Below are 24,373 nucleotides of genomic sequence, written 5' to 3'. Positions count from 1 at the left end.
TGATGAATTACTGACAACTCTTAGGTTGTTTATCTTACCCGATAGGCTACCAGACAGGCATTATCCAAGGGTGGTAAGAAGGAAACCTAATAAATATCCCTATAAAAGAAAATGCCAGGCAGCTCTTAACTGACTGGCATTAAGCAAACTAGCTGGCTATCTATTGGTGAAAATATAAGGTTTAAATTAAGGTAAACGTCCCTTGCATAATTGCGTAGTGACCAGGGTATGAGCAGAAAAATGCATAATTTTCGCCCTCTTTTAAAAGGTTGCTTGCGAAGGTTACGCTGGTTTGTTCGCCACCCCCTATAATTTTAGTTGCAGCAAGTACACGACTATCACCTTCTTTTAGGTAATTTTTGTCAAGCCCTGCGCCCATGCCATCGCTGGCGATATCTGGAATATCTGCTTGTTTAGAAAGCACCCAGTTATGGCCCATGGCATTTTTTGGTAATTTGCCAGTATGTTTTAGTGTTACCGTCACTTCTTTACAGCTTTTTGGGGCAGTTAATGACTTAGTTGAAAACTGCATCATATCGTTTGATTCAATTGTTAGTTCACATTCATTAGCATTTGCTGAAGCTGCAAGAATAAACAAAATAGAGCCTAAAATTTTCTTCATGGTATTCTCCTTAAATGAACATATTTATACAGTGGCACGTGCATCTTTAGTTAGTTGAACAAGTGCTTTTCGTACTGCTTGAGGGTTATCACATACCTCATTAAAAGGGATGTAGTAGTTCTTATTATGGCTTCTGATGTAGCAGCCTTGCGGTAGCAAACCATTCATAACGGGTGCTGTGTCGTCAACGTGGTAGTGATGGTTTAGAATTAAGGACATTGCATCTTTGTGGTCTTCGTTCATATGATTGATCATATGCAGCTCTTGGTTGTCATCCCATGCTTTTTCTGATGTAAGCCATTCATCTTTTTCAATCCAAAAAATCTTGCCAAAGCCGCCTATATAGCGAATGCGAACAGGGTCTAATTGCCATAAGTTAAAGTCATGAGCGCTACGATAAGAGTCAGCTTCTGGGTATAAAGCAATATATTTGTTGAGTAATACTTCAGCATGTTCTGCTGGAACTAATGAGCCATCACCCACGATGGTTACTCGACCATGTTCGTTTTGATCGCCTGTTTGCGCTGCATCAAATATTGTTAGACTCATGCGCTTGTCGTGAACTAGGTTTTTAGTGTGTTGAGCAATATCGCTGATAAAAAAATACAGTTTTCCTTGCTCATCACACATGTAAGGAGTTACAGAGCCAAATGGATAGCCGCGTAAATTATATGAAAGGGTAGACATTACTCCGCTATTTTTTTTGTATACCAATTGCTTGGCGTCGTTGACGGCTTGTGTTCTCATGAAAACTCCTGACGTTGAGAATAAATCATTGGGGCGTCATGCAGTGGATGTGACTTAACATACAAAGGCATGGCGTAAATGTGTTTTAAATTATGTTCAGTGAGGACGTCTGATGTTCTGCCAGACGCCAAAATCTGTTTTTGATGCAACATAATAATGTCGCTGGTATAAAGACTTGCTAAATTTAAGTCGTGGATTGCAATAATGGCGGCATTGCCTTGCTCAACAAACTTGTTAACACAACCCAATAAAGCATGCTGGTGGCGCATGTCGAGCGCTGAAGTTGGCTCATCTAATAACATGAGCTTCGGCTGAGCATCATCACTAAATGCATCGAGTTGCGCTAAACAACGCGCCATACTCACTCGTTGTAACTCGCCGCCCGATAAAGCCGTGGCACGACGATCTCTCAAGTGACCCAGCTCCATAAAATCAATGTATTGAGCTACTTTTTTAGCACAGTGCTGCGTTGTTTCTTTGTAAGGGTAGCGCCCCATTGCGACAAGCTCTTGCACTGTGAATGCAAAACCTAGCTGCTGAGACTGCATAACAACGGCACGTTGATGGGCCAGTTTAGCTTGGCTAAATTTTGCTAAGGGGTGGTTGTGGAGCAGTATTTCACCTTGATAAGGATGACTTCCGGCTAGAGTGTGGAGCAAGGTGGATTTTCCAGCTCCATTTTCACCAATTAAGCCCACACATTGACCTGCTTTAATCTTACCAGTTAAATCTTGCAAGATGGCTTTTTCGCCGTAATTAACACTTAAGTTATTAAAACTAAGCAATTGCGCCTCCTTGCTTACTTTTTAAAATAAGGTAGATAAACAAAGGCGCACCAAGTAGGGCGGTGATAATCCCAATAGGAAGCTCTGCTGGCATGACTAATGTGCGTGCGAGCCAATCAGAGAGTAATAAAACGATAATGCCAAGCAACATACACAAAGGCATCATAACCCGTAAATGGGGACCCACCATAAGCCTTGCAATATGCGGAACAACCAAACCAACAAACCCGATTAAGCCTGTCATTGCGACACTTGCTCCCACACCTAATGCAACTAAAATAATGATTTGAAATTTAAGAGTCTGCGTGTTTATTCCTAAATACTGAGCTTGTGATTCACCTAGCAGTAAACAATTCATAGGTTCTTTTAAATACCACAGGCCAATTGCACTGATAAGTAACAGTGGTAATGCTTGATTTAAATTAGCCCACGTAGCACCGCCAAGTGAGCCCATAGTCCAATAGTTTATTAACCTCAGCGCACTGTCATCAGCATAAAAACTTAATAACCCTATTAATGCAAAGGCAAGAGCGTTTACTGCTACACCGACCAAAATCAAGGTCGTCACATTAACTTGACCGGCCTGTTTAGCGATCAGGTAAACAAAAAGCGTGACAGCCAATGCACCTAAAAATGCGGCATAAGGTAAATATTTATCGGCTTGAAAATCAAATTTCGCACCCAGTGCGATAAATGCCACTGCAATAACTGCAGCGCCTGAACTAATACCAATAATAGATGGGTCGGCAAGTGGATTACGGCACAGGGCTTGAGTTGCCGTTCCTGTTTGAGCCAGCACTAAACCAATCATTACAGCTAACATAAAACGTGGTAAACGAATTTGCGTAACAACATTAATTTGTAACGGGTCAAACTGTGTAAAGTGCTCTGGCGCAAGCCAAGCAATAGCTAAACGCCAATCCCAGCCGGCGGGGCCAAAACCAATACTTAGTAAAGATAAGGCGGCAATACTCAGAACGCAAAGGACTATCCATTTATTAGGAAAAAGCCTTGTTCTTAGCACTATTGGTAAAGTAATTGAACCGTTCATAGCTTATTGCGATATTCACTAACTTGCTCAATGGCAATCGCTATTCTTGGTGTTAACCCCAATGATAATAAGCTATCCATAACCAGTAACTTACAGTTTTGTGCTGCTTTTAATAAAGATAAAGCGGGCAGCTTACAAAATGCATCTTTACCACCTAATGAGTATACGACATGAGCAGGTGCAATAATAAAATCGGGTTGCTCTACGGCAAGGATCTCTCTATTTAATGGTTTAAAGCCTGAGTGAGTCTGCGCTAAGTTTTTAATTCCAGTATATTCAAACAACATTTGCGGCACGGTATCAGTACCGGCAGCAACTAAGCCTCTATCATTGGCCGATAATAGAAAAAGTGCTTTTTTACCAGTAAGCGAAGATTTTTCAGGTAAGCTATTTTGGATTTTTTGATTTAAAGCACGTGCTTGCTCTTGCGCACCTAATTCATTACCTAAATTAGTAATTAAGCTATTTAGCTCACTGATAGAGTCTGGCTTAGGGTAGGTTTTTAACGTTACACCAGTCGAACTGATTTGTTTCAATACTTCAGGTCTGCCAGTTCCTTCAAGTGCAAAAAGTGCCGTTGGGCGTAAAGAAAGTACACCTTCCGCAGCAAGATCGCGGTAATACCCAACCTGAGGTAACTCTGTGGCCGCTTTTGGATACATACTCGATTGATCAACACCTACTAGCTCTTGCTGCTGACCTAACGCGAATATAATTTCTGTTAATGTTCCTCCGGCACTTACTATTCGTTGCTCAGCGAAGACTGAGCTTGAAAGCAGTAATAACATGACGCTTAAGTATTTCATATTTGCACTCACTTGAATGATAGTAGCCCTATTATAATTAATTAAATGCAAATGAAAATAGTTATCACAATCAATATGTGTTTGAGGGTGTAACTTCGTAGTTCAACTCTTTGTGCTAGTCTTGTTGGATGAAATTTAGATTATACTCGATCATCTATCACTTTGAGGGCGGGAGGCTTGCATGAGGCGTTTTTATGAAACAGAACGAACTTTAATGGATTATCGAGAAAGAGAAAAAAGCCGTTGGCTTAGGATGCTTTTTATTACAGTGATTAGTATTGCAATTTCTTTACTGATTACTTTCTTGATTCTTCTTGCTACAGGGACAGAAATGATGCCTATCATTTTTATTATAGCGACAATTGCTCCTGCAGTTACTGCGCCAATCGTTTCATGGTCTATTAGTGGTTTGATGATTAAAGTTCAAAAATTAGAGGAAACACATCGAAAACTAGCAATGTATGATCATTTAACAGGATTGCTATCTCGTCGAGAGTTTCTAGCTCAAGGGAATGAACTATTGCAAATGTGTCAAAGTAATAATCAACCAGTTGTATTTGCTTATTTAGACTTAGATCACTTCAAAAAAATTAATGATACATACGGTCATGCTGCTGGAGATGAGGTATTGGTAAGTTTTGCAAACCTAGTCAAGAAAACTTTAAGGCAAGAGGATTTACTGGGTCGTTTAGGGGGCGAAGAGTTTGCTCTAATTTTGGTAAACACGCGAGTGGTAGAGGCAAAACAGAAGCTAGAATTGCTCCGTAAATCTGTCGCAAAGATGACAATTAATTACGCTGAGCAACCGCTAAAGATTACAGTTAGTTTAGGGGTAGCTGATTGGGACCGTTCTCATGAAGAAAACTTAATATCGTTAATGAAAAGAGCTGATAATGCACTTTATAGCGCTAAATCATCTGGGCGAAACCAGCTTGCATTTGCCAAGCTATTTTAATGGCTTGCTCCATAAAAACACTGATATATTGTTTGTCTTTGAAACATCTAAATTCTTTAAATAATTTTATTTTTTAAGTAGGGCGCATGTTACGATTTTTTTCTATAGACCAAGGTGTGATCACAGAAACAGAGCCAGCTGCTGATATGCCTCTTGCAACCGCTATTAAGAATGCCCATTGGATTGATACTATAAATCCGACTGAAGAAGAACGACAAGCGCTGGCAAGCATCCTTAATATCACCTTACCCGGCGCTGATGATGTTGAAGAAATCGAGGCCTCTTCCCGTTGTTTTATCGACCATGAAGGCTTGCATGTGCATGCGCTATTCATGTCACCAAATGAAGGGCGCTTTAACACGGTAACCGTAGCTTGTTTGTTACAAGACAACTGTTTGCTGACAATCCGCGATGATGAACTAGCCGATTTTCGTCTATTACGACTACGTGCTCGGAAAGGGCAAGTGGCGTGTGATAATCCAAAGCAACTTTTGGTGACTTTATTTGACCAAAAAGTCGAAAACCACGCTGATATGCTTGAAGATATGCATCATCAGTTAGAAAAACTTAGTGCCTATGTACTTGAAGAGGATGACTCTGACTTAGAAGAAGCCGTTAGCCGAATTTCTCGCCTTGAAGATAATAACGGTAAGGTGCGTTTATGTTTGATGGATACGCGCCGGAATATTTCGTTTTTACTGCGCCACCTAGGAGCGCCGACAGAAGACCGCGAATCACTACGTGAAATTGTACTCGATATTGATACCCTTATGTCTCACTGTACATTTTTGTTTGATAAGGTGAATTTCTTAATGGACTCGACTCAGGGTTTTATTAACATCGAACAAAACCAAATTATCAAAACCTTCTCTATCGCCTCAGTGGTGTTTTTACCTCCGACCGTTGTCGCCAGTATCTATGGGATGAATTTTAACAGCATGCCTGAACTGCAATGGGCATGGGGTTACCCGTTTGCAATTGGCATTATGTTGCTGTCTGGCTTTGCACCTTACTTGTTCTTTAAACATAAAGGTTGGTTGTAACAAAGCATAAAAAAGCCCAGCAAATGCTGGGCAAGGGGTCTTCGGATAGACCTAGGGGGTTTAACCTTTCAATTCGCCGGTAGACGATTCAATATGCGCACGAACAAACCATTGGAATTGTTCTAAATCAGCCAGTTGGCCGGTAATCATATCTTCAGAAACTGGGTCTAGCTCACCAAGCTTATCGATAGCTGAACGGTGGTCTTTATTAACACCGTTATACACTTTATCAAGCGCTGTTAGGTGGTCAGTAACTAAGCCTTTACCAATTGAATAATCTTGCCAAGTACGGCGTTCTACAATTGATTGAGGTGTGCCAACAGGTACGCCGCCCATGGTTGCAATACGCTCTGCAATCGTGTCAGTCATCTCTTGCACTGCGCTTACTTGTGGGTCTAACATTTCGTGTACACCAATAAAATTAGGACCAACAACATTCCAATGAATGTGTTTTAAAGTGAGGTGTAAATCGATTAAAGCGACCATGCGTTGGTCTAGAATAGCAATCGTGTCCGCTGCAGCTTGGTCTTTAACACCCGGTGCTGTAAATTCTGCGATTTTTGATGATGAATTACTCATTACTCCTCCGAGATTATCTGTAAATTTCCTTTCGCTTTTAATCTAAAAAGCATGTGTAATTACACAGAAGCAAGCGTTGTGCCTAATAATTTTTAAATTATAAGTTTCTGAATTTTAGGGGGTTAATTTTATTTAAGTCTTGAGAGGGGTGATACTAGCTAAGAAGAAGTATGAAAACTCTGCACACCTTCTGTAAAAAATTCAGTGTGCAGATACAAAGTTACGATTTAAGAAAGCAATGCAGCTGCTAAACGAACAAAATCAGATGAAGTTAGAATGCCCACTAGGTTGTTATCTTTATCAACCACAGGCATGCAGCCATGACGGTTTTCAACAAAAAACTTAGCAACTTCGTGTAGCGGTTGCTCTGGCGAGATACTGGTAAAATCGGTAGCCATAATATCAACCACTTTAGTTTGCTTTTCCTTGCGTTCGAGGGCGCTGGCGCTGTAATTCGCCATGATATTCATTACCTGAGCAATCATGATTTTTTGCGTTAACATGCCAACCAAACCACCGTGCTCATTGATCACGGGGATATGACGAACATTTTTCTCTTTCATTAGATTATGAGCATCATGCAGGGTATTTTGCGCGCTAATAGCAAATGGGTCTGGCGTCATTAAATCACTAACTAGGTGTGTCATGGCTACATCCTTACAATTAATCAAGTTGTGGTAAGTTTAGCGCTTATCTAGTTAATTTCACTTAAGTGAGATCAAAGTATTAGTGATTAACGGTGTAATTACTTATGCAGTTCAGCCGTAGGTAAAAAGATGTAATGAGGATAATTTTTACCTTTAAATATTAATTTTATGAATTATTAGCTTGTTCAATTAGCGTATAAGCATCATGCGCTTTTTCACTTGGTTTTATGCCTTTTCCTAAAATGATTGTTAATTGTACGACTATTGTGCGCTCTAATAACGTTGACTCATGCAGTGCTGGCGAAGTTTGACTTGTGCAGGTTAATAAACCGCAGTGTGCTCTTTGCTCAAAACGTGGTTTGTTAGTGGGCTTGGAACGCTCAACATCAACTGCCTGCTCGGCAACGAGAAACCAGTCATAACCTTTGTCTATGGTAACTTTGGCGGCTTGCAGCATACTTTGCTCAAGCGCTGAGCGCTTTGAACCGTGACGAGTTTCGTATCGAAGAATATATTGATTATCTGCAAGCTGCTTAGTTGTTAGGCCTGGTATGCTTTTATCGGTCGGATGTTGGCTGCTGGTGCAGCCAAGTAAAGCAATGGCAAAATAAGCTAATAACACGTGTTTCATGATTGCCTCGCTTATTGCCAATGGTTAGTTAGTGCTTGTTGTTCGGCGTTACGATCTAACGGCTGGCCTTGAATATGCTCGTCGATGTAACTATCAAGCGCAGGTGTTTTACTTGCTAAGCGATAGCTTTGGCTTGACATTGCGCGTTGCTCGCTTGATGCATGAAGCTGCCAAATTCCTTGTTGCTTACATGCAATATGTGTTTGCTGGGTAGTTTTAGAATACAGCGTGTATTGGCGGCAAAAATCGCCATTATTATTAACAAAGCTAAGCTGTGCAGTTAGGCTTCTGTTTGTATCTAATAGTGTGTTGTCGCCACTCAGTTGTTGATCTAATGCGTTGGCAATGGGTTGTTCCAAACCTTGTTGTTGAACAAAGCTAGCAATAGCGACTGTAAAAAGCACCGCAATACTTGCTGCAACGGCCATTTGTTTGCGACCAGCTAGTTTAATTTGCTGCCATTTAGATAGCGAAACGACATTCTCTTTATTTTGTTGCTCGATTGTTTGTGCAAGTTCATCAGACAAGGGCATTGCATCAATCTGTGCTGCGTGTTGTTTAACGAGCATGTCAACTTCAGATAGTTCAGCTAGGCGTAAAGCGAGTTGCTCATCTTCAGCAATTGCATTACGTATTGCGTCCATTTCGTTTGCTGGTAATTCATTGTCTAAAAAAGCACTGAGTGTTTGGTCATCAATCTTCATGCGTTTTCCTTGGTGAAATCAGGCTTAATTAATTGATAAAGTGCAGCTCTGGCTCGTGACAATTTACTCATCACGGTGCCAACAGGTATCTCGAGGGTGTGCGCAACATCTTTGTAAGCCATACCTTGCACTGCCACGAGAGATACTATAGCGCGCTGTTCATCTGGCAAGCTTGTTAAAGCGTTATTTACTCGTTGCAAAGTCTCTTGGGTAGCGAAACTCTCTTGTTCATCGTCGCAGACGGGTTCTTGAAGTTCAGTATTTTGAACTGCCTTTAAGCGCACTTTTCGCGAGCGGTATTCGTCGATCCAAACATTTCGACAGATCTTGAAAGCCCATTTTAGTGGTTCAATATCATCGGGCATGCCTTTTTGTAAAAGTTTCTCGATGGTCATTTGTACAATATCATCGGCATCTGCTTGATTGCCGGTAAGCGAAAATGCAAAACGTCGCAGCGCTGGTAATAAACTGGTTACTGTATTTGTCATAGTTTCCCTTATTGGTTAGGGCAAGGGCCGATTAATGAAACAACTCATCAATGATTCAGCCAACTCACACTACTATAACGGGCAAGAAAAAGTTTTATTCCCAATAAATGCAATTTTTCTTTCACTGAAACGTTATAGTAATACCTAACTAAATGAGAAGTCACTGTAACATGAAATTGAAATCAGTCATTTTAAGTAGTTTGCTGTTTACTTCAAGTACGCTATCAGCAGCGATTATTAAGCCAATAAATGGTGTGATAGAGCAGATAGATCCTGTTGTTAATCAACTTGAACCGCGCATCACTAGCCAAGTAGAAAGCATACGCAAACATGAGTTAATCGACGACGCAACAGCCATTGTGACCTCGCTACCTAAAAGGCTAGAGATACTCAATCAGTTACAGGCTCCTGCATTTGTTGAAGTCGATGTTGAGCATGGTTTTCGTGCAGTTGAAAGGCAATGGATAATGCTTGCGAATGAACAGCATCAGGCAAAACTGTTGCAAATTGGCGCGCAAATTATCGTCACTAAACAATACACGTCATTGGGTTTGTCATTAATGCGGTTTGTTGTCCCGACCAATTACGATTCAAAAGCGCATTTGCAACGTTTACTTTCACTCGATGATGCAGCGTTATTGGACAGAAATCATATTTATCAAGCGCAAAATGGTTCTCAGCAAGATGCGTCTTCATCAAAGCTTACAGCAACGTGTGACTGGCCTGTGAAAATTGGCATGATTGATAGTGCGATTGATACGACTCATCCGGGATTTAGTAACACACAGATAAAAATGCAGTCATTTCTTGCAAATGACTTAGTTTCACCCGATTTGCACGGCACTGCGGTTGCTGGCGTTTTGGTAGGTAAGTATGGGCAGCTCATGCCGTTATTATCTGAGGCAACATTATACAGCGCGGCGGTGTTTTATCAGCAGTCTGATTTTTCACAAGGGGCGACATTAGCTGCAATAGTTGAAGCACTTAATTGGTTGGTTGCTAACGAGGTGCCTGTTATCAATATGAGTTTTACTGGGCCCGACAACGCTATTTTAGCGGCCGCAATCAATGCTACAGCGGCTAAACAAGTAACTTTAGTGGCGGCTGCAGGCAATGAAGGACCTGCTGCGCTGCCACTTTATCCTGCGGCATACCAACATGTCATTGCTGTCACGGCACTAGATAGCCAAAACCGAATTTATCGCTGGTCAAACAAAGGTAATTATATTGATTTTGCGGCATTAGGCGTCAATGTCATGACGTTAAAAGCTGGGGGGGATCTTGGTCGGGAATCTGGAACCTCTATTGCCGCGCCGCGTATTTCAGCGGCGGCTGCATGCTTAGCGGCAAAGCCTAATACAACTCCTAAAAACATTTACCACGCGTTACAGCAACAAGCGAATGATTTAGGTGAAGTGGGCAAAGATAGGGTGTTTGGACATGGCGTAATTGATTAAAAGCTGGCTTTTAATGACAGCGAAGCAATACTTTGGGTATAGGTGTTTGCTGCCAGCTTAGATTGATAATCGCCGTACTCTGCTTCAGTAACAATTTGCAAAGAGTCAAAAACAGAAAGCTGCCAAAATGCGCTGACTACACTGCGACTTTCATCCCGTGATGGCTCGCTTTGTGTAAGTGATTGGTTGATAACTTCTTGGTAGTTTTTATCTTGATAGCGCCAGCTTAATCCTGCTTTATTGCTTATATCAAACGCTTTAAAACGATGAGTGATGCCCGTATTTAAGCCCCAACTTTTAAAGTTAAATTGCTCTGAATCAGCATTTTCTCTATCTAAACTAGCGCCTAAAAGCAGCATCGTTTTACCCTGATTAATAAAGTAATACAGGTTTGAATCAAGCCCTAACCCTTTTGCATCGCGCATTGACTGTGTGGCGAATTGTTTATCTGATGCCCTAATTGCAGTACGCAGATAGGTTGTTGGATTAAAGTAATGGCCCACATACAAACTTGCTTGATCCAAGGTTAAAAATGTTTCTTTCGCTACTTTTGCTAAAGCGCCGTCATAACGAATACCGACATCAGTACCAGAAAGGCTATAGCTAGAATCAAGGCTGTATTGATGCAATGCCAAGTCATACTGATCAAGCTGGTGATAATTTGTTTGCTCGTATCGATAACTTGGTGTGAACTTAAGGTTGCCAGTTGCATGTAACTCAGCGCTAACGCCAGCTTTAAGTATTGAACCCGTATCACTTTGTGAAGAAATATCATCTAACTCTTTAATGGCTAAATCGGAGTTAGTCGTTAAGCCAATTTGTGCATCAGCATGAAAAGTTGCATCCGAAGCAAATACTTGAATGCTTGTGGTTAACGCACTTAAGGTGATGAGCTTATTAATTGAACGCATAATAATCTCCTAAAGGAGCGCCGGGGGATAACCCGGCACGCTATTGGTTAAAGGCCTAAGTTCAAGCTGTTTTGAATGTTATTAACGACTTCAGTAGTCGTCGCTGCGGTTATTTGCTCAGCAACTTGTTGATTGACGCTGTTGCTAACAGTTGATGAAATGGTTTGCTCAACACTACTTTGTACAGAGCTCATTGCAGCTTGTTGTACATTACTAATCAGTGATGATTGCAGGTCATTAGTGATTTGCGAGGCCTGATTTAAGCCTGCTGTGCTTAGCTCACTTGGCTCTAAAGACGCTAATACATCTGTTTGCTGACTCAATTGATTTTGCATTGCGTTGGTTATGTTCGAATTTGTGTTAGCGACGGTCACATTACTAACAGCAGTTGACAGCATTGACTCACCTGCTAGCGCTACGGTATTAGCTGCTTGAGAAGCGCTTGATACTGAGTTTGTTAAACCAAGCTCGGGCATTGTTTCAGTAGGCTGCTGTTCATCGTTTTCAATCGTAGTTTGATTATTTGCTTGGCCGCTATTTGAGCTTTCAGTATTCACACCAACTGATGAATTTTGTGTTGTTGCCGAGCCTGACACTTGAGTTGATTGCATCATTGTCGTATTCGACGATGCTTGGTTTGAACTTGTCGAAACTTGATTATCACTGGCTGTTTGCTGTTCAGATGCGACTGATAGTTGCACGTTAGCTGCTGATGAAGCCGCTGAAAAGCCTGTTGCAGTTACGACACAGATTGCGATAAGTGATTGTTTGAAATTTGTCATTGTCTCGTCCTCTTTTTTGCGAATTGACATAGAGGTAACGAGTGGGCCAGAGGTTTATTCCAAAAGATTTAAATTTTTTCAATCAAATTAGCTAACTTATTGAAAGCTAGACAGAGATTTCACTTTTTGTTCATTCACAGGTCACTAAGCTTTAAATTTTTAAAGAAGCTACTGCAATGAAAACATGTTTAGTTTTAGCCTTATTATTTTGCTCTGGGTCAGTTCTGGCTAATAGCGTTTGTGGTGGAACGACTGCCAATGGCTATGTACGTAATGCAGTAAAACTACCAAGCAAAGGTGATAACTTTACCAGTTACAGCAAAATGGCTGAGCTGGCAGGGCGTACGTATGTTCATTCGCAGGTAAAAAACATCATTGTTGATGCCTACCAAGCCCTTTCGAAGTCCCATCCAGATAAACTATACAAGTACGCTGAAACGGGCTTAGAAAATGGCGGGAAATTTAGCCCGCATAAAACCCATCAAAATGGTTTGTCGGTTGATTTTATGACACCTGTTATTAACGAAAAGGGGCAATCAGTTCATTTGCCAACACATGTATTTAATCGTTTTGGCTACGATATTGAATTTGATAAACAAGGCCAGTTTGAACAGTTTAAGATTGATTATACCGCTTTAGCAGCTCATATTGTTGAGCTGCATAAATCGGCAATAGCAAAAGGTTACGATCTTTGGCGCGTGATCTTTGACCCAAGCCTGCAAGCTGGGCTTTATAAAACTAAGTATGCTGACTATCTACAAGAGCATATTCAGTTTTCTACTAAGCCATCCTGGGTGCGACATGATGAGCATTACCATGTTGATTTTTTAGTGCCGTGTGAAAAATAGTCTTCAATTCATTATGGTTAGAATTGTTAATTAGATTATACGGTTTTAGTGAACAAGCAGCTGAAAGCTGATAAAGTACGTTGCGCAAAACATGGATGTTTCAACTTGTGCCACTTTTAAGTAAGTCCCTCACGTTTTCTTTAAGAAAAATAGAATCATGCCTCTGTTTGTATTTAATATGCTTAAAGCCTCACTATGCACATAGCTTAAGCATTTTAATTTAGAATTTACTATTAAATATAGAATTTAAAAATATGAAAAAATTAATACAAATCTTTGCTATTTTATTCTTTGTATCAACTTTATCTGCTTGTATGACAACTCATAACCCTGTTCCTCAAGGATATCAGGGCGAAACAGCAACTATAGATGACACCTTCAGAACTATGGCAACTAGTACAGGTCGCTTCTTTTACTTGAGTAAAGTGAATGGTAAAGATGTCAATAACGCTATTAGGGCAACAAACCAAGCTACTTATGGACAAGGTATGGTTCTGTCACCAGTGGGGTTTAGTCGAAAAGTACCAGCAGAGGAAATGACACTAACACTAGTAGCGCAGGTCCATCATGCCGCACCTATTAACTATATGTTTAATTCAGGAACGAATTACATTGTTACAGGTGATGTATCTTTTATTCCAGAAGCAGGACAAAGCTATCTAGTTAAGGGATATTTGAGTAGTGACTTTTCGTCTGTTTGGCTTGTAAATAGCGCTGGTGAGCAAGTATCTGATGCTGTTGTTTTAAAAGGTGATCCTGATAAGAGTGAAGCTGTAATCGACAAATTAGTTAAGGGTAAAGTTGTACTTCCCGAGCCGCCAAAAACGCAAGCGACTATTAAAAAGCAGGTTGCTATCACAACAGAGTCATTTGATAACCCATTGTTTTTTCTTGAGCAGGGGCTAAGCGCAGAAGCTATTATTAAGAAGTTAGGTGAGCCTGATCATATTCGTTATATTGAAAAAGGCTTTTTTAATAACAAGCCTGAAATACAAATATTTCATTTCACAGATCTTGGCAGTGTTCAAATGGTTAAGTCACCTGCAGATGGGCAATTTTACTCAAAGTTAACTTATAATGTTAATAGCCAGGAGCATTATCAGTTTGTTGATGTAGTGAACCAAGCTGATGGTACCGAAACTCAAATCCTTGGTAAGAAATTTTATAATATCGGTGTTTATAAAGAGCAATACCTAGACGCATTAGCGAATAAGCTCTGGCAAAATAAATATACTGTCGATGGGCGTATGCTAGATGGTGTCGCGTATTATTGTAAAATTATTGCCAATGCACAAACGATGCGTTATCAAGCTATGCTAAAAAGCCTTGTTGCAGATAAAGATGTTCCTTCAAAGTTACGTCGTCATTGTAAAGCGGCCAAAAAAGATATAGACAAATTAAAGCTCGCAACTGTTGAGCAGTTTGAATTTATGTAGTTTAGATCCAAGCCAATTCACTTAATCAAGTGAATTGGTATTTCAATCTTAATAATTATTTAAAATAAACTAAACATCACTGAAGCGATTAATAGAATTGCCATTAGGTAGTTAAATGCTTTTAAGCGCTTTGGGCTGGCAAGCCAGTGTTGTAGCTTTTCGCCAAGTAGTGTCCACGAGCTGACACAAGGCAGGTTAATTAAACCAAATACGAGGCTTACGATTAACACTGAGGTGAGGTTTTTATCTGGGGCATATAAACTAACCGCGCTTAATGCCATTGCCCACGCTTTTGGGTTCACCCATTGAAATAGTGCAGCCTGAATAAAAGTAAACGGCTTATTTTCACTACTGGCTTTTTGTTGTGCGTTACTTGTGGCAATTTTAAACGCCAGATATAGCAAGTAAGCAATACAAAATACTTTTAATATCAAATAGCTTGGTGGGAACAAGTCAAATAACTGCATGATGCCAAGGCCTACTAAAACCAGCATCAACATAAAGCCAAGCGTCACGCCAAGTAAGTGTGGTGTGGTTCTTTTAAAGCCAAAGTTAGCACCTGAGCTCATCAACATTAAGTTATTTGGCCCTGGGGTAATTGATGACACCAAAGCAAATAATGCCAAGGCTGTTAAAATTTCAAAACTCATCGCTATCTCTCCATTTGAATTTAGATGCAATTATAAGTTGTAATGCGCGCAATTTTTGCGCTTAATGTTGTTGTGTATATTTAAAGTTCACAACCAAAAATGAAAAAAGATAAAATTAACGACAGAATATTGCATGAACTTAAACGCAATGGCCGAATTGCCAATGCCGAGCTGGCAGATAAAGTGGGTTTATCACCTTCGGCATGCCTTCGTAGAGTGCAAGAGCTAGAAAAGCTTGGGGTTATTGCGGGGTATCGGGCGGTTATAAATAATCAGGCTGTTGGCCTAGGATTTATCGCTTATGTTGGGGTTGGTTTAAATGAGCACTCAACAGTATCTCAGCGAGCATTCGAACACGCTCTTGAGTTTATTGATGAAGTAAAAGAGTGCCACAATGTAACTGGCTCGTTTGAATATTTGCTGAGAGTCGAGACGGCGGATCTCAAGTCCTATAAAGCATTTCATGCTGATGTGCTAGGCTCAATACCACAGGTACGCACCATTACAACTCATGTGGTAATGGAATCACCTAAGGATGAACGCGCTTAATAAATAGGTTTAAAGCCTTCATATAGTAAACGTTTGGAAAAAGGCATTAGCAAGCGCTAGTGCCTTTTTTGTTTAACGGACAGTTAGCGCAATAATCAGCGGTTACAAGTTGGTAGTGTAAGCAGCAGGTTTTACGCATAAATGTCAGCTTATTGTTTTGATCACTAAAGCGATGTTTACCATATAGCTTTTGCCATGGTTGAAAACGCTTTGCTATAAATTTTATCGATTTGTCTGGCCAGCAAGCGATTAACGCTGCGTGAAAAGTATCACTTTGTAAACGTTTTAATAATCCTTTATTTAGCCTGTATTGCAATGGCACGTTATTGTACCAAGCTTGCTGGTGGTCAAATAAATGATTGGCTGCCAGTTCAATCAAATCTGCATTATTAAAAGAGTCTTGTTGAGCCATGATATTTAAATTAGCCAAACCATAAATATGTGAGCCTGTTACCCGCTGCTTAATATTGACCAGATCAGGAATGCAACCAAGCTGCTCTACACAGGCTACTAATAAGTAAATAACTTGCCAGTTCAGTTGTAAGTTGAGATTGATTGCGACATATCCCTCAGTAACATTTGCTCCTCTTAATTTTATAGCGTTAGCTAAATCGGTTAATTGCTTGTTAGTTAAACATTGACTGCTAAACCATTGTTCATCGATTGTTGGAGTTAAGAACGTCAGCAGTGAGCACTGCTGACGTAAGGCTAACTCAAGCTTATTATGCTGTTGTGTTTGCAAGTGCATATTGCGCCAATGGGTTTTGTAAATCACCTGCATACTGCAAGCTTGAAGCTGGGTCGGTAATATCAACCATTTGTTGATTGTTAAGCAGCTGTAAGCGGTTTAAGCACGACAATGGGAATGACTCAGCAAATAAATCATGCTCAGCAAACTTGTCTTTAAGTGCGGGATGACTCGCCTGATACTGAACAATTGTATCGGCGACGGCTTGCCAAAACTGTTGTTCAGTCAAAAGGCCATCAGTTACTAAAATTGCCGAAAGGTAACGGAAGAAGCAATCGAAAATATCAGTAAAAATAGACAACACGGCAACGCCTTCTGGAATGGTTACCTTAATCCGCTTTATTTCATCATTCAGCTCGATATTACTATTTAATAAGGCAATTTCTTCACCAATGTCTTTAATGAATACGCCTACCGGCACATGATTATTAAATCGAACGATGAGATTTTCACCATGTGGCATAAAGACTAAATCATACTGGTAAAAACAATGTAGCAATGGTGTCATATAAGCCTGTAAGTAGTGGGCTAACCACTTATCAGCACTTAGCCCCGATTTGGCAATTTTAGCGCTCACAAATGAACGGCCTTCGCTATCGATATGAAGCAGACTTGCCATAGTAGCAAGGCTTTCATTCTCGTCCATGTATTGAGCAGGATTTTCACGCCAAAGAGCCGCCATCATTTTCTTATAAGGGTTATCGCCAAGCGCTGGATGAGTGTAATACTGCTCATCAAAGCCAAGGGTTGCGACTTCTCTTAAAGGTTGAAACTTCAGAGATTTTAAATAGCTATCTTGGTTTACTAAGTCGAACAACCATTGATTTATTGCCGGAGTTACTTTCATATAGGCGCTCGATAAGCCCCGCATAAAGCCCATATTTAAAATCGATAAGGCGGTTTTAACATAGCATTTGTGCGGTTTGCTGATGTTATACAGGGTACGAATTGATTGCTGCGGTAAATAACTATCTTGTGAGTAGCCTAAACAGACAATATGTTTTTGCGAGATGTGATAGCTATAAACATGGACTAATTTGTTAAACCATTGCCATGGGTGCATAGGAAATAACAGATAGTCACTTGGCTTTAAACCTTGCTCAGTCAGTGCTTTTTCAAAGCGTAAACGCTCAGCTAAATCAAGCTCATCGGCAATCAAGCTCTCGTATTTATAATCATCGGTACTTTTAAAGGTGGTGTGCTGTTTGTGACACGCAAGCCATATAATTTGAAATGGGTTTGCGGCTTCTGGGGTATATTGGTGAAAATCTTGTGAGTTAAAACCAATCCGGCCATTGTTGGCAATAAAGCTTGGGTGACCCATGGTCATTTGGGTTTCGATCACTTGAAAATCTGCGTCTGCTAATTGCTGAGCGCTATAGCGATTATTTTTAAATTTAAATGCAAAGCCACTGAGTGTGCTCGCGAGTTCTTCGAGATAGGTGCCAAGCATTGATTTATCTATGTTTAACTTGTCATTACACTCAAGCACAAACGCAATAGCATCTAATGGTTGGCTGTTGTTAAGCGCCATTTTAGTAATGCTACTTGGCTCAACTTGTAGGTGATTAAGCAGCATTGATTCACCTTTAAACTGATAGCTTTGCCCACCCATGGTATGCAACACATAATGGTTAGGTTTTTCACTGTCGTAGCTAAATAGTCGTTCGTGATAAAACTCACTGAGCATTTTGGCAATCAGTAAACGGTTTGCGTATTGCCATGCCTGTTGGTCTAGGTGAGAAGTACTGCAAGAGGGCGTGGATTGTTGCACTGCAGGCCCTTGCTGTGAAGTGTCGAATCGAGACGAAAGATGTTGTAAGTAATTAAAATGATCTTTTTCTAAACTACCAAGTAATGCGGTTTTCTCACCCAATTTGATAACTTTATGATGGCTGAAACCTGCCTTTAAGTTAAGACGATGAATTTTATGATTGGCTACATCTGGCTCCACAATCACTCGCTCACAGGCGAGGGTATTAAACATAAACTCTAACACCGATTGCATAACAGCAAGACTAAACCCTGCCACAGAGAACTGCTTTGGAGCGAGTAAAATATGCATGCCTAAATCGCCGTTTTTAAGCGCTAGGTGGTTCTCAAGTTTTAGTATGTGTGGTTGGTAAATCTCAATTAAAGCAATCGGTGTTTGGTTTATTTCAAGCAAATAGGCTTGTTGAGCCTCATCTTTATTGAGTGTTGTATAAAATTCTAAAATCTCTTCGGGTGAATGTTCCATTGCTCCCCAAAATTGAGCTTGGGGGTGTTTAAGCCAAGGGGTAATCGTCGTTAGATCGTGTTCAGGGTTTAATGTTCTGATTTTTACATCACCAAGCAAAGCGTGCTTAATATGAGTTTCAGTAATATTTTCCATAGTCGTGTTCTCTTAAAAATTAATAACTGTGAATAGGGTCTGTTGAGGTATGTTTGTTGCGTAAAAAAAGCAGATAAAACAAACATAAAGTGATGGCAAAGCCAACAGAGCCCGTCAGTAATGGGGTGTTAAGTTCAAAGCGAGATACTAAATCTCCCGCTAAAAATGAGGCGCAGATGACGCCGATATTTTGCATAAAATGAAGCTTGGCAAAGTCGCTTGAGTAAAAGCGTGGTTCGCTCATTGCAAACAACATGACTTGCAGACGCACGGTCAGTAAAAATAGCCCAATAGCAAATACAACACGGCCGAACACAAGCCATTGCCAGTGTGAGCTAAGTTGTATAAATAGGCCGATACTGCTTAATACAAGTGCATAGGCGATTGTTTTACTGTGTTGATTGGTTGCAGGTTTGTTTTTGGTTGTAATCAAAATGACAAGTGCAACCCAAGCAGGGATAGCAAACACAGCGCCAGCTAACAGTGCATTGCTGAAATCACTTACTTGTTGCCAAAGTAGCGTAAAGTATGGCGTTGCTAAGAACATGCTGAAGTACACGCCCATAGATATAACCCCTAAGCGAATAATGTAGCCAGGGAAACGCTTTCGTTTTACTGATGATGCGGTTAATTCGCGTGGCTTGTAGCTTACTTTTAATAAGTAAATTAAATATAAGCAGAGCATAACCTGTAAGCAGTCGCCCGCAGCCATTACTAAATATAAAAAGCGCGGCTCAATACTTTGGATGATCAAGCCACCTAATAAAGCACCGCCAATACCGCCAAATTGTAAAAGCACACTAAATAAAGCAACGACACCGAGGTGCTGTTGTTTTTCTTCGATACTAAGAACAAAGGGGTAAATAAGCAGGTAACTTGCTTTAAATACCAGCATCAGCTGTGATAACAGCCAAAAGCTCCACACGTTTTCGCTGTAAAAGCACGCAACACCCAATAGCCCAGCCATTATTTGGGTGATCACCCATAAATACAGCTCGTGCACGTGCTGCGCTATTTTCGCCCATACAGGGAAAGCACACATCACGGTGATGCAGCAAACAGCGATATAGGCACCAATGTGATTACTTGATTGCAAACCAAATTGGGCACTAAAAAACTGCGGGTAAAAGGGCAAAATCATGGTGTCACAAACAACAGAAATAATCGTCAGCAGCACCAAGCTTGATTTTAATGCGGGTTGTTTCATGCTATTTGCTTCTGTTTTTCGTTGACAACATCGGGTAAACCAAACTCTTGAAAGGCAATTTGTGTTTCAACAGGGTAGGGGGCATAACCTAAAATTGAGCGCAGAATATGGCTGTTTCGATAGCAGGCCATGCCCAGATCTGGCGTTACAAAACCATGACTGTGCAGCTCAGCATTTTGTACAAACAACCTTTGTAGCTTGTCGATACTGTAATTCCGCTCAACAGCAAAGCACCCGTTATCTAGCCAATTTATCTCGCTCATTAAGCCACTTAGAAAATCGGGTAGCTGATAACTAAAGCCCGTAGCCATGATGACGTGATTACTATGTAAGCTAAATTCAGCCTGTTGTTCACTGTGTCTAAAAACTAACTTACTGCCTTGTTTTTTAATGAGCTCGCTGTTGGTCAATAACCTTGCGCGGTTCACACCTTGAATATCAAGTTGATAGAGCTGATCATAAATCTGATTAATTAACTCTGAGTTGATGCCTTTGTATAAATTACGTTGCTTGGCTAGTAACTCCTGTTTGGTGGCCTGTTCTAGGTTATAAAAGTAATCAACATACTCAGGAGAAGTCATTTCAAGCGTGAGTTTCGTGTACTCAAGAGGAAAGAAACGCGGCGCTCGCGTTACCCAATTGAGTTGGTAGTTATGCTGTTTAATGTCACACAACAAATCATAAAATACTTCAGCAGCACTTTGCCCTGAGCCAATCACAGTGATGCTCTTGCTATTTACTAATTCATCCCGTTTATACAGATATTCAGTGGCATGGCAGAGCTGTGTATCTTCTGCCTGAACAGCGGGTGGGTAATAAGGTGAGGGACCTGTGCCCAGTACCAAGTGACGACAATAAAGCGTTTTTGTTTGCTTTGCAGATTCAACAGTGAGTACATAGAGCTGCTTAGTGTGATCAAACTGGCTATGAATGACTTTATGACCAAATTGTATGTTACTTAATTGACTTGCTGCCCACTGGCAATACTGGTTGTATTGCTCGCGCAGTAAAAAGAAACTTTCTCGAATATAAAACTGATACAGCTTACCTTGTTGTTTCGCATAGTTTAAAAAGCTGTATGGATTGGTTGGATCTGCCAATGTAACTAAATCTGACATAAATGGTGTTTGTAATGTAACGCCATCGAGCATCAGCCCTGGATGCCAATTAAATTCATCACGTTGTTCTAAAAATAACGAATCAAGTTTTTCAATTGGCTCAGCTAAACATGCCAAACTGAGGTTAAACGGACCAAGACCTACGGCAATTAAATCGTACACTTTATTCATAGCTAGTTTCCTCTACTTTTAGACGTGCCTTGATGCTGTAGGCGCAGGCTTTAATATCAGCTGCAATACTTTTAATGTCTTCAATCTGTGTGTTTGGATTAAGTAGCGTGAACTTTAAGTAGTTGATACCTCTAAATTTGGTTCGAGCAATGGCACACTCACCTTGTTTGAATAGCTCATCTTTAATTTGATAATTAAGCAGGTTTAATTGCTCATCACTGAGGTTTTTATCGTTAAAGCGAAACACTAAGGTACTGAGTTCAGGTTGATGAATTAGCTCAAATTCAGGGTCTTGTTTGAGTGCCACATAACTACTACGGGCTAGTGCCATAACAGAAGAAAACACTTTGCCAATTTGTTCGTGGCCCATAATGCGTAAAGTTAGCCAAAGTTTTAAGGCATCAAAACGGCGAGTCGTTTGAATGCTTTTATCAACAAGGTTTGGCGCTGCTTGTGGGTTGTCGTTAAACGGATTTAAATAATCAGCATGATGAGTTAAATGTTTAAATTGCTTTTTATCAGCAACAATAAAAGCACTGCTACTGACAGGTTGTAAGAATGATTTGTGGTAATCTAACGTCACCGAGTCAGCCTGTTCAATGCCATTGAGTAAGTGACGGTGATCGTCAGCGGCAAGTAGTCCACAGCCATAAGCGGCATCGACATGAAGCCATAAATTATCAGCTTTGCACCGCGTTTTTAGCTCATCGATAGGGTCTATTGAACCAAAGTCAGTTGTGCCTGCGGTGGCAACAAGTGCTATCGGAATATTGCCTTGTGCTTTACATTCATCAATCGCTGCATCAAGTGCGGCTAGGTCCATTTTAAACTCTTTATCAACTGTAACCGGAACAACCGCGTTATAGCCAAGACCCAGTAAAGCGGCTGACTTTTGAATACTAAAATGGCTGACTTCAGAGCAAAAAATACGGTAGCGATGAGCATCTGGACCTAAACCAAAATCGCGAATAAGGTGCCCTGATAAGCGCTCTGCTGCATGGTCTCTAGCAAGTAACAATGCCATTAAATTAGATTGACTGCCGCCACTTGTGAATATGCCATCGGCAGTAGCACTTAAGCCAATGCGTTCGATACTCCAGTCAATTAACTTTTGCTCAATGAGCGTCCCGCCAGCACTTTGGTCCCAGGTGTCTAACGAAGAATTTATAGCAGTTAATAACTGTTCGGCTATCACCGCAGGGTAAGCAACGGGGCAGTTTAGATGGGCAACATACTTTGGATGATGAAAATAGACAGCATGATCTAAATACAACGATTTTACTTCATTTAGCGCTTGCTCAACGTTATTGAGAGGTTGATTTAGTTCTACTCTGGCTATTTGTTTACTGAGCTCTTTGTGGCAGACGCCAGAATGAACTTGTTTTGCAGAACGCAGCGCTTGATGGATGAGCGACATTGTTTGCATTGAAGCCATCTCATATTTGAGTAAATTATTTTCGTTAAAAATAAACGCATGGGGCTGTTCATCAACGTTTATTGATGAATGAGCATTAAGCACGGGGGCTAATTGATTCACGACTCAATTCCTTCTCGGTTAATTTGAATCGGGATCGTAATGATAGTGATTATCAATATCAATAATAATAAATCATTAATTTACTTTACAATTTAATTACCTTCAATAAGTTGAAAGTGTTTTGTTTTTAAATTTATCTAGTAATAAATAATTGCAATTTAGTCGTAAATTATGACTAAGTTAGTCCCTTTTTCAGGTTCTATTTGACAGCGTTTTTTGCTTTTTCGATGAAAATGCTCACAAATAAAAGCAATAAAGCCATCATTTAAAAAAACAATAATAGGTAGGTGAGAGGTTTTAAGAGCTAAGTAAACACACTTTGAGCTGCTATAAAATGCGTAAGCAAAGGGAGGGTTCTGCGAATAGTTATTTTAAGAAAGACTGTGTTACAAAGTTGGTGAGGATTAAATTAATTAAAAAAGTTGCCATCGTTCTTTGCGAGGATGGCAACAGGGAGCTTTAGCTTATAAAAACACATAAGCAGCGGGGAGCAACATACCGCTAATGACTAATACTGAGCGGCTGCCCCATGGGCTATTTTTACCTTTGATCATAAACAAGCCGCTGATCGCTAAAAACAGCAGCAGCCCTGCAAAAATATCAGAAAAAATAACCCACGAAGCGGTTGTCTCGTTCAAGTGTAAACGGTTAAATGCTTGAAATACATGACGAGGCTCAATGGCTTCATAGTTTATGATATCTTGATTGAGTTTCAGGCTGAGATTGTTACCGTTTTTTAAAAACACCTTAAACTCTTGCGGCGACACCCAATAAGAAGCCTTTACCGGCTCGCTTACATCAGCATGAGAGATAATTTGTTGAATCAGCAACTCGTCATTATCTAATTGCCAAGTTTCATCGCTCACACCGATTTGCTGGTTGCTTACTTTGTAGTTTGGGTTCCAATCATCTTTGTGGTTCACTGCAATGCCTGACACCGCAAAAATAATCACTAAACCAACACAAAAGTAACCAATATCGCGGTGCAAGTTTCTGTTTAACTTAAACCAGTTGATACCTCGTTTGTTACTCAATTATTTCAACTCCGCTCGGGACGAGCTGATAAATAGCCATTGCTTCAGTCACAGAGTTTGCATCAAAGCTTTCGCCAGCTTGCTGCGCTTTGTGAGCAAGTAGCGCTTTAGTGCGGCCAAGGCTAAGCTGAATTTTATCGAGCTTACCGGTTACGATAGCTTTACTGCCTTTAGCCGTCATCGGGAATACCATGTCGCCATCTTCAACTTTGATACGTAAGTTTTCAAAGCGTTTGTCTGATGCGAGCGTCATCCAGCAACCACGTTTTTCGCAAACCCCAGTGATAGTCCCTTCCACGGTAATTGGACTTGCAAGGTAATCGTCTGGTGAGGCCATAACCGTCGAAATTTTAATGAGTTTGTCACTGTCGACTTGATTGCCAAATTGTAAGCTAAAGGCGTGTTGGCTAAAGCTTAAAAGCGCCAATGAAAATGCAATAAATGTTTTTGATTTTAGGAACATAGCGGTTGCTTCTTTAAAAAAGTTAAGCCT

Annotated in this window: 26 protein-coding genes; 6 read left to right on the top strand and 20 right to left on the bottom strand. The window is 40.5% G+C overall.

Going from position 1 to position 24,373, the window contains the following annotated elements; genetic code table 11:
* Window positions 1–181: 181 nt before the first annotated feature.
* From azu to JIG37_RS08270, 5 genes are read right to left on the bottom strand one after another with little or no spacing between them, the layout of a single operon-like run.
* The gene (gene azu / locus JIG37_RS08290) at window positions 182–622 is read right to left on the bottom strand and encodes an azurin (RefSeq protein WP_054551894.1); all 441 of its coding nucleotides are present in this window, start codon (window positions 620–622) and stop codon (window positions 182–184) included.
* Window positions 623–646: 24 nt separating this feature from the next.
* Entirely contained in the window at window positions 647–1,369 is a 723-nt protein-coding gene (locus JIG37_RS08285) for a DUF2470 domain-containing protein (protein ID WP_138599885.1), read from the bottom strand.
* Window positions 1,366–2,154, bottom strand: a complete 789-nt coding sequence (locus JIG37_RS08280) for a heme ABC transporter ATP-binding protein (protein ID WP_199529166.1) — start codon at window positions 2,152–2,154, stop codon at window positions 1,366–1,368. The genes JIG37_RS08285 and JIG37_RS08280 overlap by 4 nt, the downstream gene beginning before the upstream one ends.
* The gene (locus JIG37_RS08275) at window positions 2,147–3,205 is read right to left on the bottom strand and encodes an iron ABC transporter permease (protein ID WP_054551891.1); all 1,059 of its coding nucleotides are present in this window, start codon (window positions 3,203–3,205) and stop codon (window positions 2,147–2,149) included. Before JIG37_RS08275 ends, JIG37_RS08280 begins: the two co-directional genes overlap by 8 nt.
* Window positions 3,202–4,011, bottom strand: coding sequence for an ABC transporter substrate-binding protein (locus tag JIG37_RS08270; protein ID WP_054551890.1), 810 nt, complete (start codon window positions 4,009–4,011; stop codon window positions 3,202–3,204). Before JIG37_RS08270 ends, JIG37_RS08275 begins: the two co-directional genes overlap by 4 nt.
* Window positions 4,012–4,192: 181 nt before the next feature.
* On the opposite strand from JIG37_RS08270, the gene JIG37_RS08265 reads away from it, so the two are divergent.
* Both JIG37_RS08265 and corA read left to right on the top strand, forming a co-directional pair.
* Entirely contained in the window at window positions 4,193–4,966 is a 774-nt protein-coding gene (locus JIG37_RS08265; protein ID WP_199529165.1) for a GGDEF domain-containing protein, read from the top strand.
* Window positions 4,967–5,052: 86 nt separating this feature from the next.
* Window positions 5,053–6,009, top strand: coding sequence for a magnesium/cobalt transporter CorA (corA, locus tag JIG37_RS08260; protein ID WP_199529164.1), 957 nt, complete (start codon window positions 5,053–5,055; stop codon window positions 6,007–6,009).
* Window positions 6,010–6,069: 60 nt separating this feature from the next.
* Here the strand turns inward: corA and dps are convergent, their stop codons facing one another.
* The 5 genes from dps to JIG37_RS08235 all read right to left on the bottom strand — a co-directional run bounded on the left by dps (window position 6,070) and on the right by JIG37_RS08235 (window position 9,058).
* Window positions 6,070–6,588, bottom strand: coding sequence for a DNA starvation/stationary phase protection protein Dps (gene dps / locus JIG37_RS08255; protein ID WP_175082703.1), 519 nt, complete (start codon window positions 6,586–6,588; stop codon window positions 6,070–6,072).
* A gap of 227 nt (window positions 6,589–6,815) precedes the next feature.
* The gene (locus JIG37_RS08250; protein WP_054551886.1) at window positions 6,816–7,235 is read right to left on the bottom strand and encodes a CBS domain-containing protein; all 420 of its coding nucleotides are present in this window, start codon (window positions 7,233–7,235) and stop codon (window positions 6,816–6,818) included.
* A 166-nt stretch (window positions 7,236–7,401) separates the two neighbouring features.
* Window positions 7,402–7,866, bottom strand: coding sequence for a hypothetical protein (locus JIG37_RS08245; protein WP_199529163.1), 465 nt, complete (start codon window positions 7,864–7,866; stop codon window positions 7,402–7,404).
* An 11-nt stretch (window positions 7,867–7,877) separates the two neighbouring features.
* Window positions 7,878–8,570, bottom strand: coding sequence for a hypothetical protein (locus JIG37_RS08240; protein WP_199529162.1), 693 nt, complete (start codon window positions 8,568–8,570; stop codon window positions 7,878–7,880).
* The gene (locus tag JIG37_RS08235; protein ID WP_199529161.1) at window positions 8,567–9,058 is read right to left on the bottom strand and encodes an RNA polymerase sigma factor; all 492 of its coding nucleotides are present in this window, start codon (window positions 9,056–9,058) and stop codon (window positions 8,567–8,569) included. The genes JIG37_RS08240 and JIG37_RS08235 overlap by 4 nt, the downstream gene beginning before the upstream one ends.
* A 170-nt stretch (window positions 9,059–9,228) precedes the next feature.
* Here JIG37_RS08235 and JIG37_RS08230 point away from each other — a divergent pair, with 170 nt between their 5' ends.
* Window positions 9,229–10,515 (top strand): S8 family serine peptidase, encoded by a 1,287-nt coding sequence (locus JIG37_RS08230; protein WP_199529160.1) that lies wholly within the window; start codon window positions 9,229–9,231, stop codon window positions 10,513–10,515.
* Here the strand turns inward: JIG37_RS08230 and JIG37_RS08225 are convergent.
* Together JIG37_RS08225 and JIG37_RS08220 are read right to left on the bottom strand one after the other, a co-directional pair.
* A complete protein-coding gene (locus JIG37_RS08225; protein WP_199529159.1) occupies window positions 10,512–11,426 on the bottom strand; it encodes a surface lipoprotein assembly modifier in 915 nt (304 codons plus the stop codon). The two genes, JIG37_RS08230 and JIG37_RS08225, sit on opposite strands and share 4 nt — an antisense overlap.
* A gap of 47 nt (window positions 11,427–11,473) precedes the next feature.
* The gene (locus tag JIG37_RS08220; protein WP_199529158.1) at window positions 11,474–12,208 is read right to left on the bottom strand and encodes a hypothetical protein; all 735 of its coding nucleotides are present in this window, start codon (window positions 12,206–12,208) and stop codon (window positions 11,474–11,476) included.
* A 176-nt stretch (window positions 12,209–12,384) separates the two neighbouring features.
* On the opposite strand from JIG37_RS08220, the gene JIG37_RS08215 reads away from it, so the two are divergent.
* A complete protein-coding gene (locus JIG37_RS08215) occupies window positions 12,385–13,056 on the top strand; it encodes a penicillin-insensitive murein endopeptidase (protein ID WP_199529157.1) in 672 nt (223 codons plus the stop codon).
* Window positions 13,057–13,310: 254 nt separating this feature from the next.
* A complete protein-coding gene (locus JIG37_RS08210; RefSeq protein ID WP_199529156.1) occupies window positions 13,311–14,492 on the top strand; it encodes a hypothetical protein in 1,182 nt (393 codons plus the stop codon).
* A gap of 59 nt (window positions 14,493–14,551) precedes the next feature.
* Here the strand turns inward: JIG37_RS08210 and JIG37_RS08205 are convergent, their stop codons facing one another.
* Window positions 14,552–15,142, bottom strand: a complete 591-nt coding sequence (locus JIG37_RS08205; protein WP_199529155.1) for a LysE family translocator — start codon at window positions 15,140–15,142, stop codon at window positions 14,552–14,554.
* Between the two features lie 99 nt (window positions 15,143–15,241).
* Here JIG37_RS08205 and JIG37_RS08200 point away from each other — a divergent pair, with 99 nt between their 5' ends.
* Window positions 15,242–15,691: an Lrp/AsnC family transcriptional regulator gene (locus JIG37_RS08200; protein ID WP_054551870.1), complete on the top strand. Its 450-nt coding sequence runs from the start codon at window positions 15,242–15,244 to the stop codon at window positions 15,689–15,691.
* 46 nt (window positions 15,692–15,737) lie between these two features.
* On the opposite strand, the gene JIG37_RS08195 is transcribed toward JIG37_RS08200, so the two are convergent.
* The 7 genes from JIG37_RS08195 to JIG37_RS08165 all read right to left on the bottom strand — a co-directional run bounded on the left by JIG37_RS08195 (window position 15,738) and on the right by JIG37_RS08165 (window position 24,343).
* On the bottom strand, window positions 15,738–16,439 hold the full coding sequence (locus JIG37_RS08195; protein ID WP_199529154.1) for a (2Fe-2S)-binding protein: 702 nt from the start codon (window positions 16,437–16,439) through the stop codon (window positions 15,738–15,740).
* Window positions 16,414–18,813: a GNAT family N-acetyltransferase gene (locus JIG37_RS08190; protein ID WP_199529153.1), complete on the bottom strand. Its 2,400-nt coding sequence runs from the start codon at window positions 18,811–18,813 to the stop codon at window positions 16,414–16,416. The genes JIG37_RS08195 and JIG37_RS08190 overlap by 26 nt, the downstream gene beginning before the upstream one ends.
* A gap of 19 nt (window positions 18,814–18,832) precedes the next feature.
* Window positions 18,833–20,020: an MFS transporter gene (locus JIG37_RS08185; protein WP_199529152.1), complete on the bottom strand. Its 1,188-nt coding sequence runs from the start codon at window positions 20,018–20,020 to the stop codon at window positions 18,833–18,835.
* Window positions 20,017–21,309 carry a SidA/IucD/PvdA family monooxygenase gene (locus tag JIG37_RS08180; protein WP_054551866.1) on the bottom strand — a complete coding sequence of 431 codons (1,293 nt, stop codon included), beginning with the start codon at window positions 21,307–21,309 and terminating at the stop codon, window positions 20,017–20,019. The genes JIG37_RS08185 and JIG37_RS08180 overlap by 4 nt, the downstream gene beginning before the upstream one ends.
* Window positions 21,302–22,846 carry an aspartate aminotransferase family protein gene (locus JIG37_RS08175; RefSeq protein WP_199529151.1) on the bottom strand — a complete coding sequence of 515 codons (1,545 nt, stop codon included), beginning with the start codon at window positions 22,844–22,846 and terminating at the stop codon, window positions 21,302–21,304. The genes JIG37_RS08180 and JIG37_RS08175 overlap by 8 nt, the downstream gene beginning before the upstream one ends.
* A 464-nt stretch (window positions 22,847–23,310) precedes the next feature.
* Entirely contained in the window at window positions 23,311–23,880 is a 570-nt protein-coding gene (locus JIG37_RS08170; protein WP_199529150.1) for a PepSY-associated TM helix domain-containing protein, read from the bottom strand.
* Window positions 23,873–24,343 (bottom strand): DUF4920 domain-containing protein, encoded by a 471-nt coding sequence (locus JIG37_RS08165; RefSeq protein ID WP_054551863.1) that lies wholly within the window; start codon window positions 24,341–24,343, stop codon window positions 23,873–23,875. Before JIG37_RS08165 ends, JIG37_RS08170 begins: the two co-directional genes overlap by 8 nt.
* Window positions 24,344–24,373: the final 30 nt, after the last annotated feature.

This window comes from Pseudoalteromonas sp. bablab_jr010, from assembly GCF_016464105.1.
Taxonomy (GTDB): Bacteria; Pseudomonadota; Gammaproteobacteria; order Enterobacterales; family Alteromonadaceae; genus Pseudoalteromonas; species Pseudoalteromonas simplex.
This window is presented reverse-complemented; position numbering and strand designations above follow the sequence as displayed.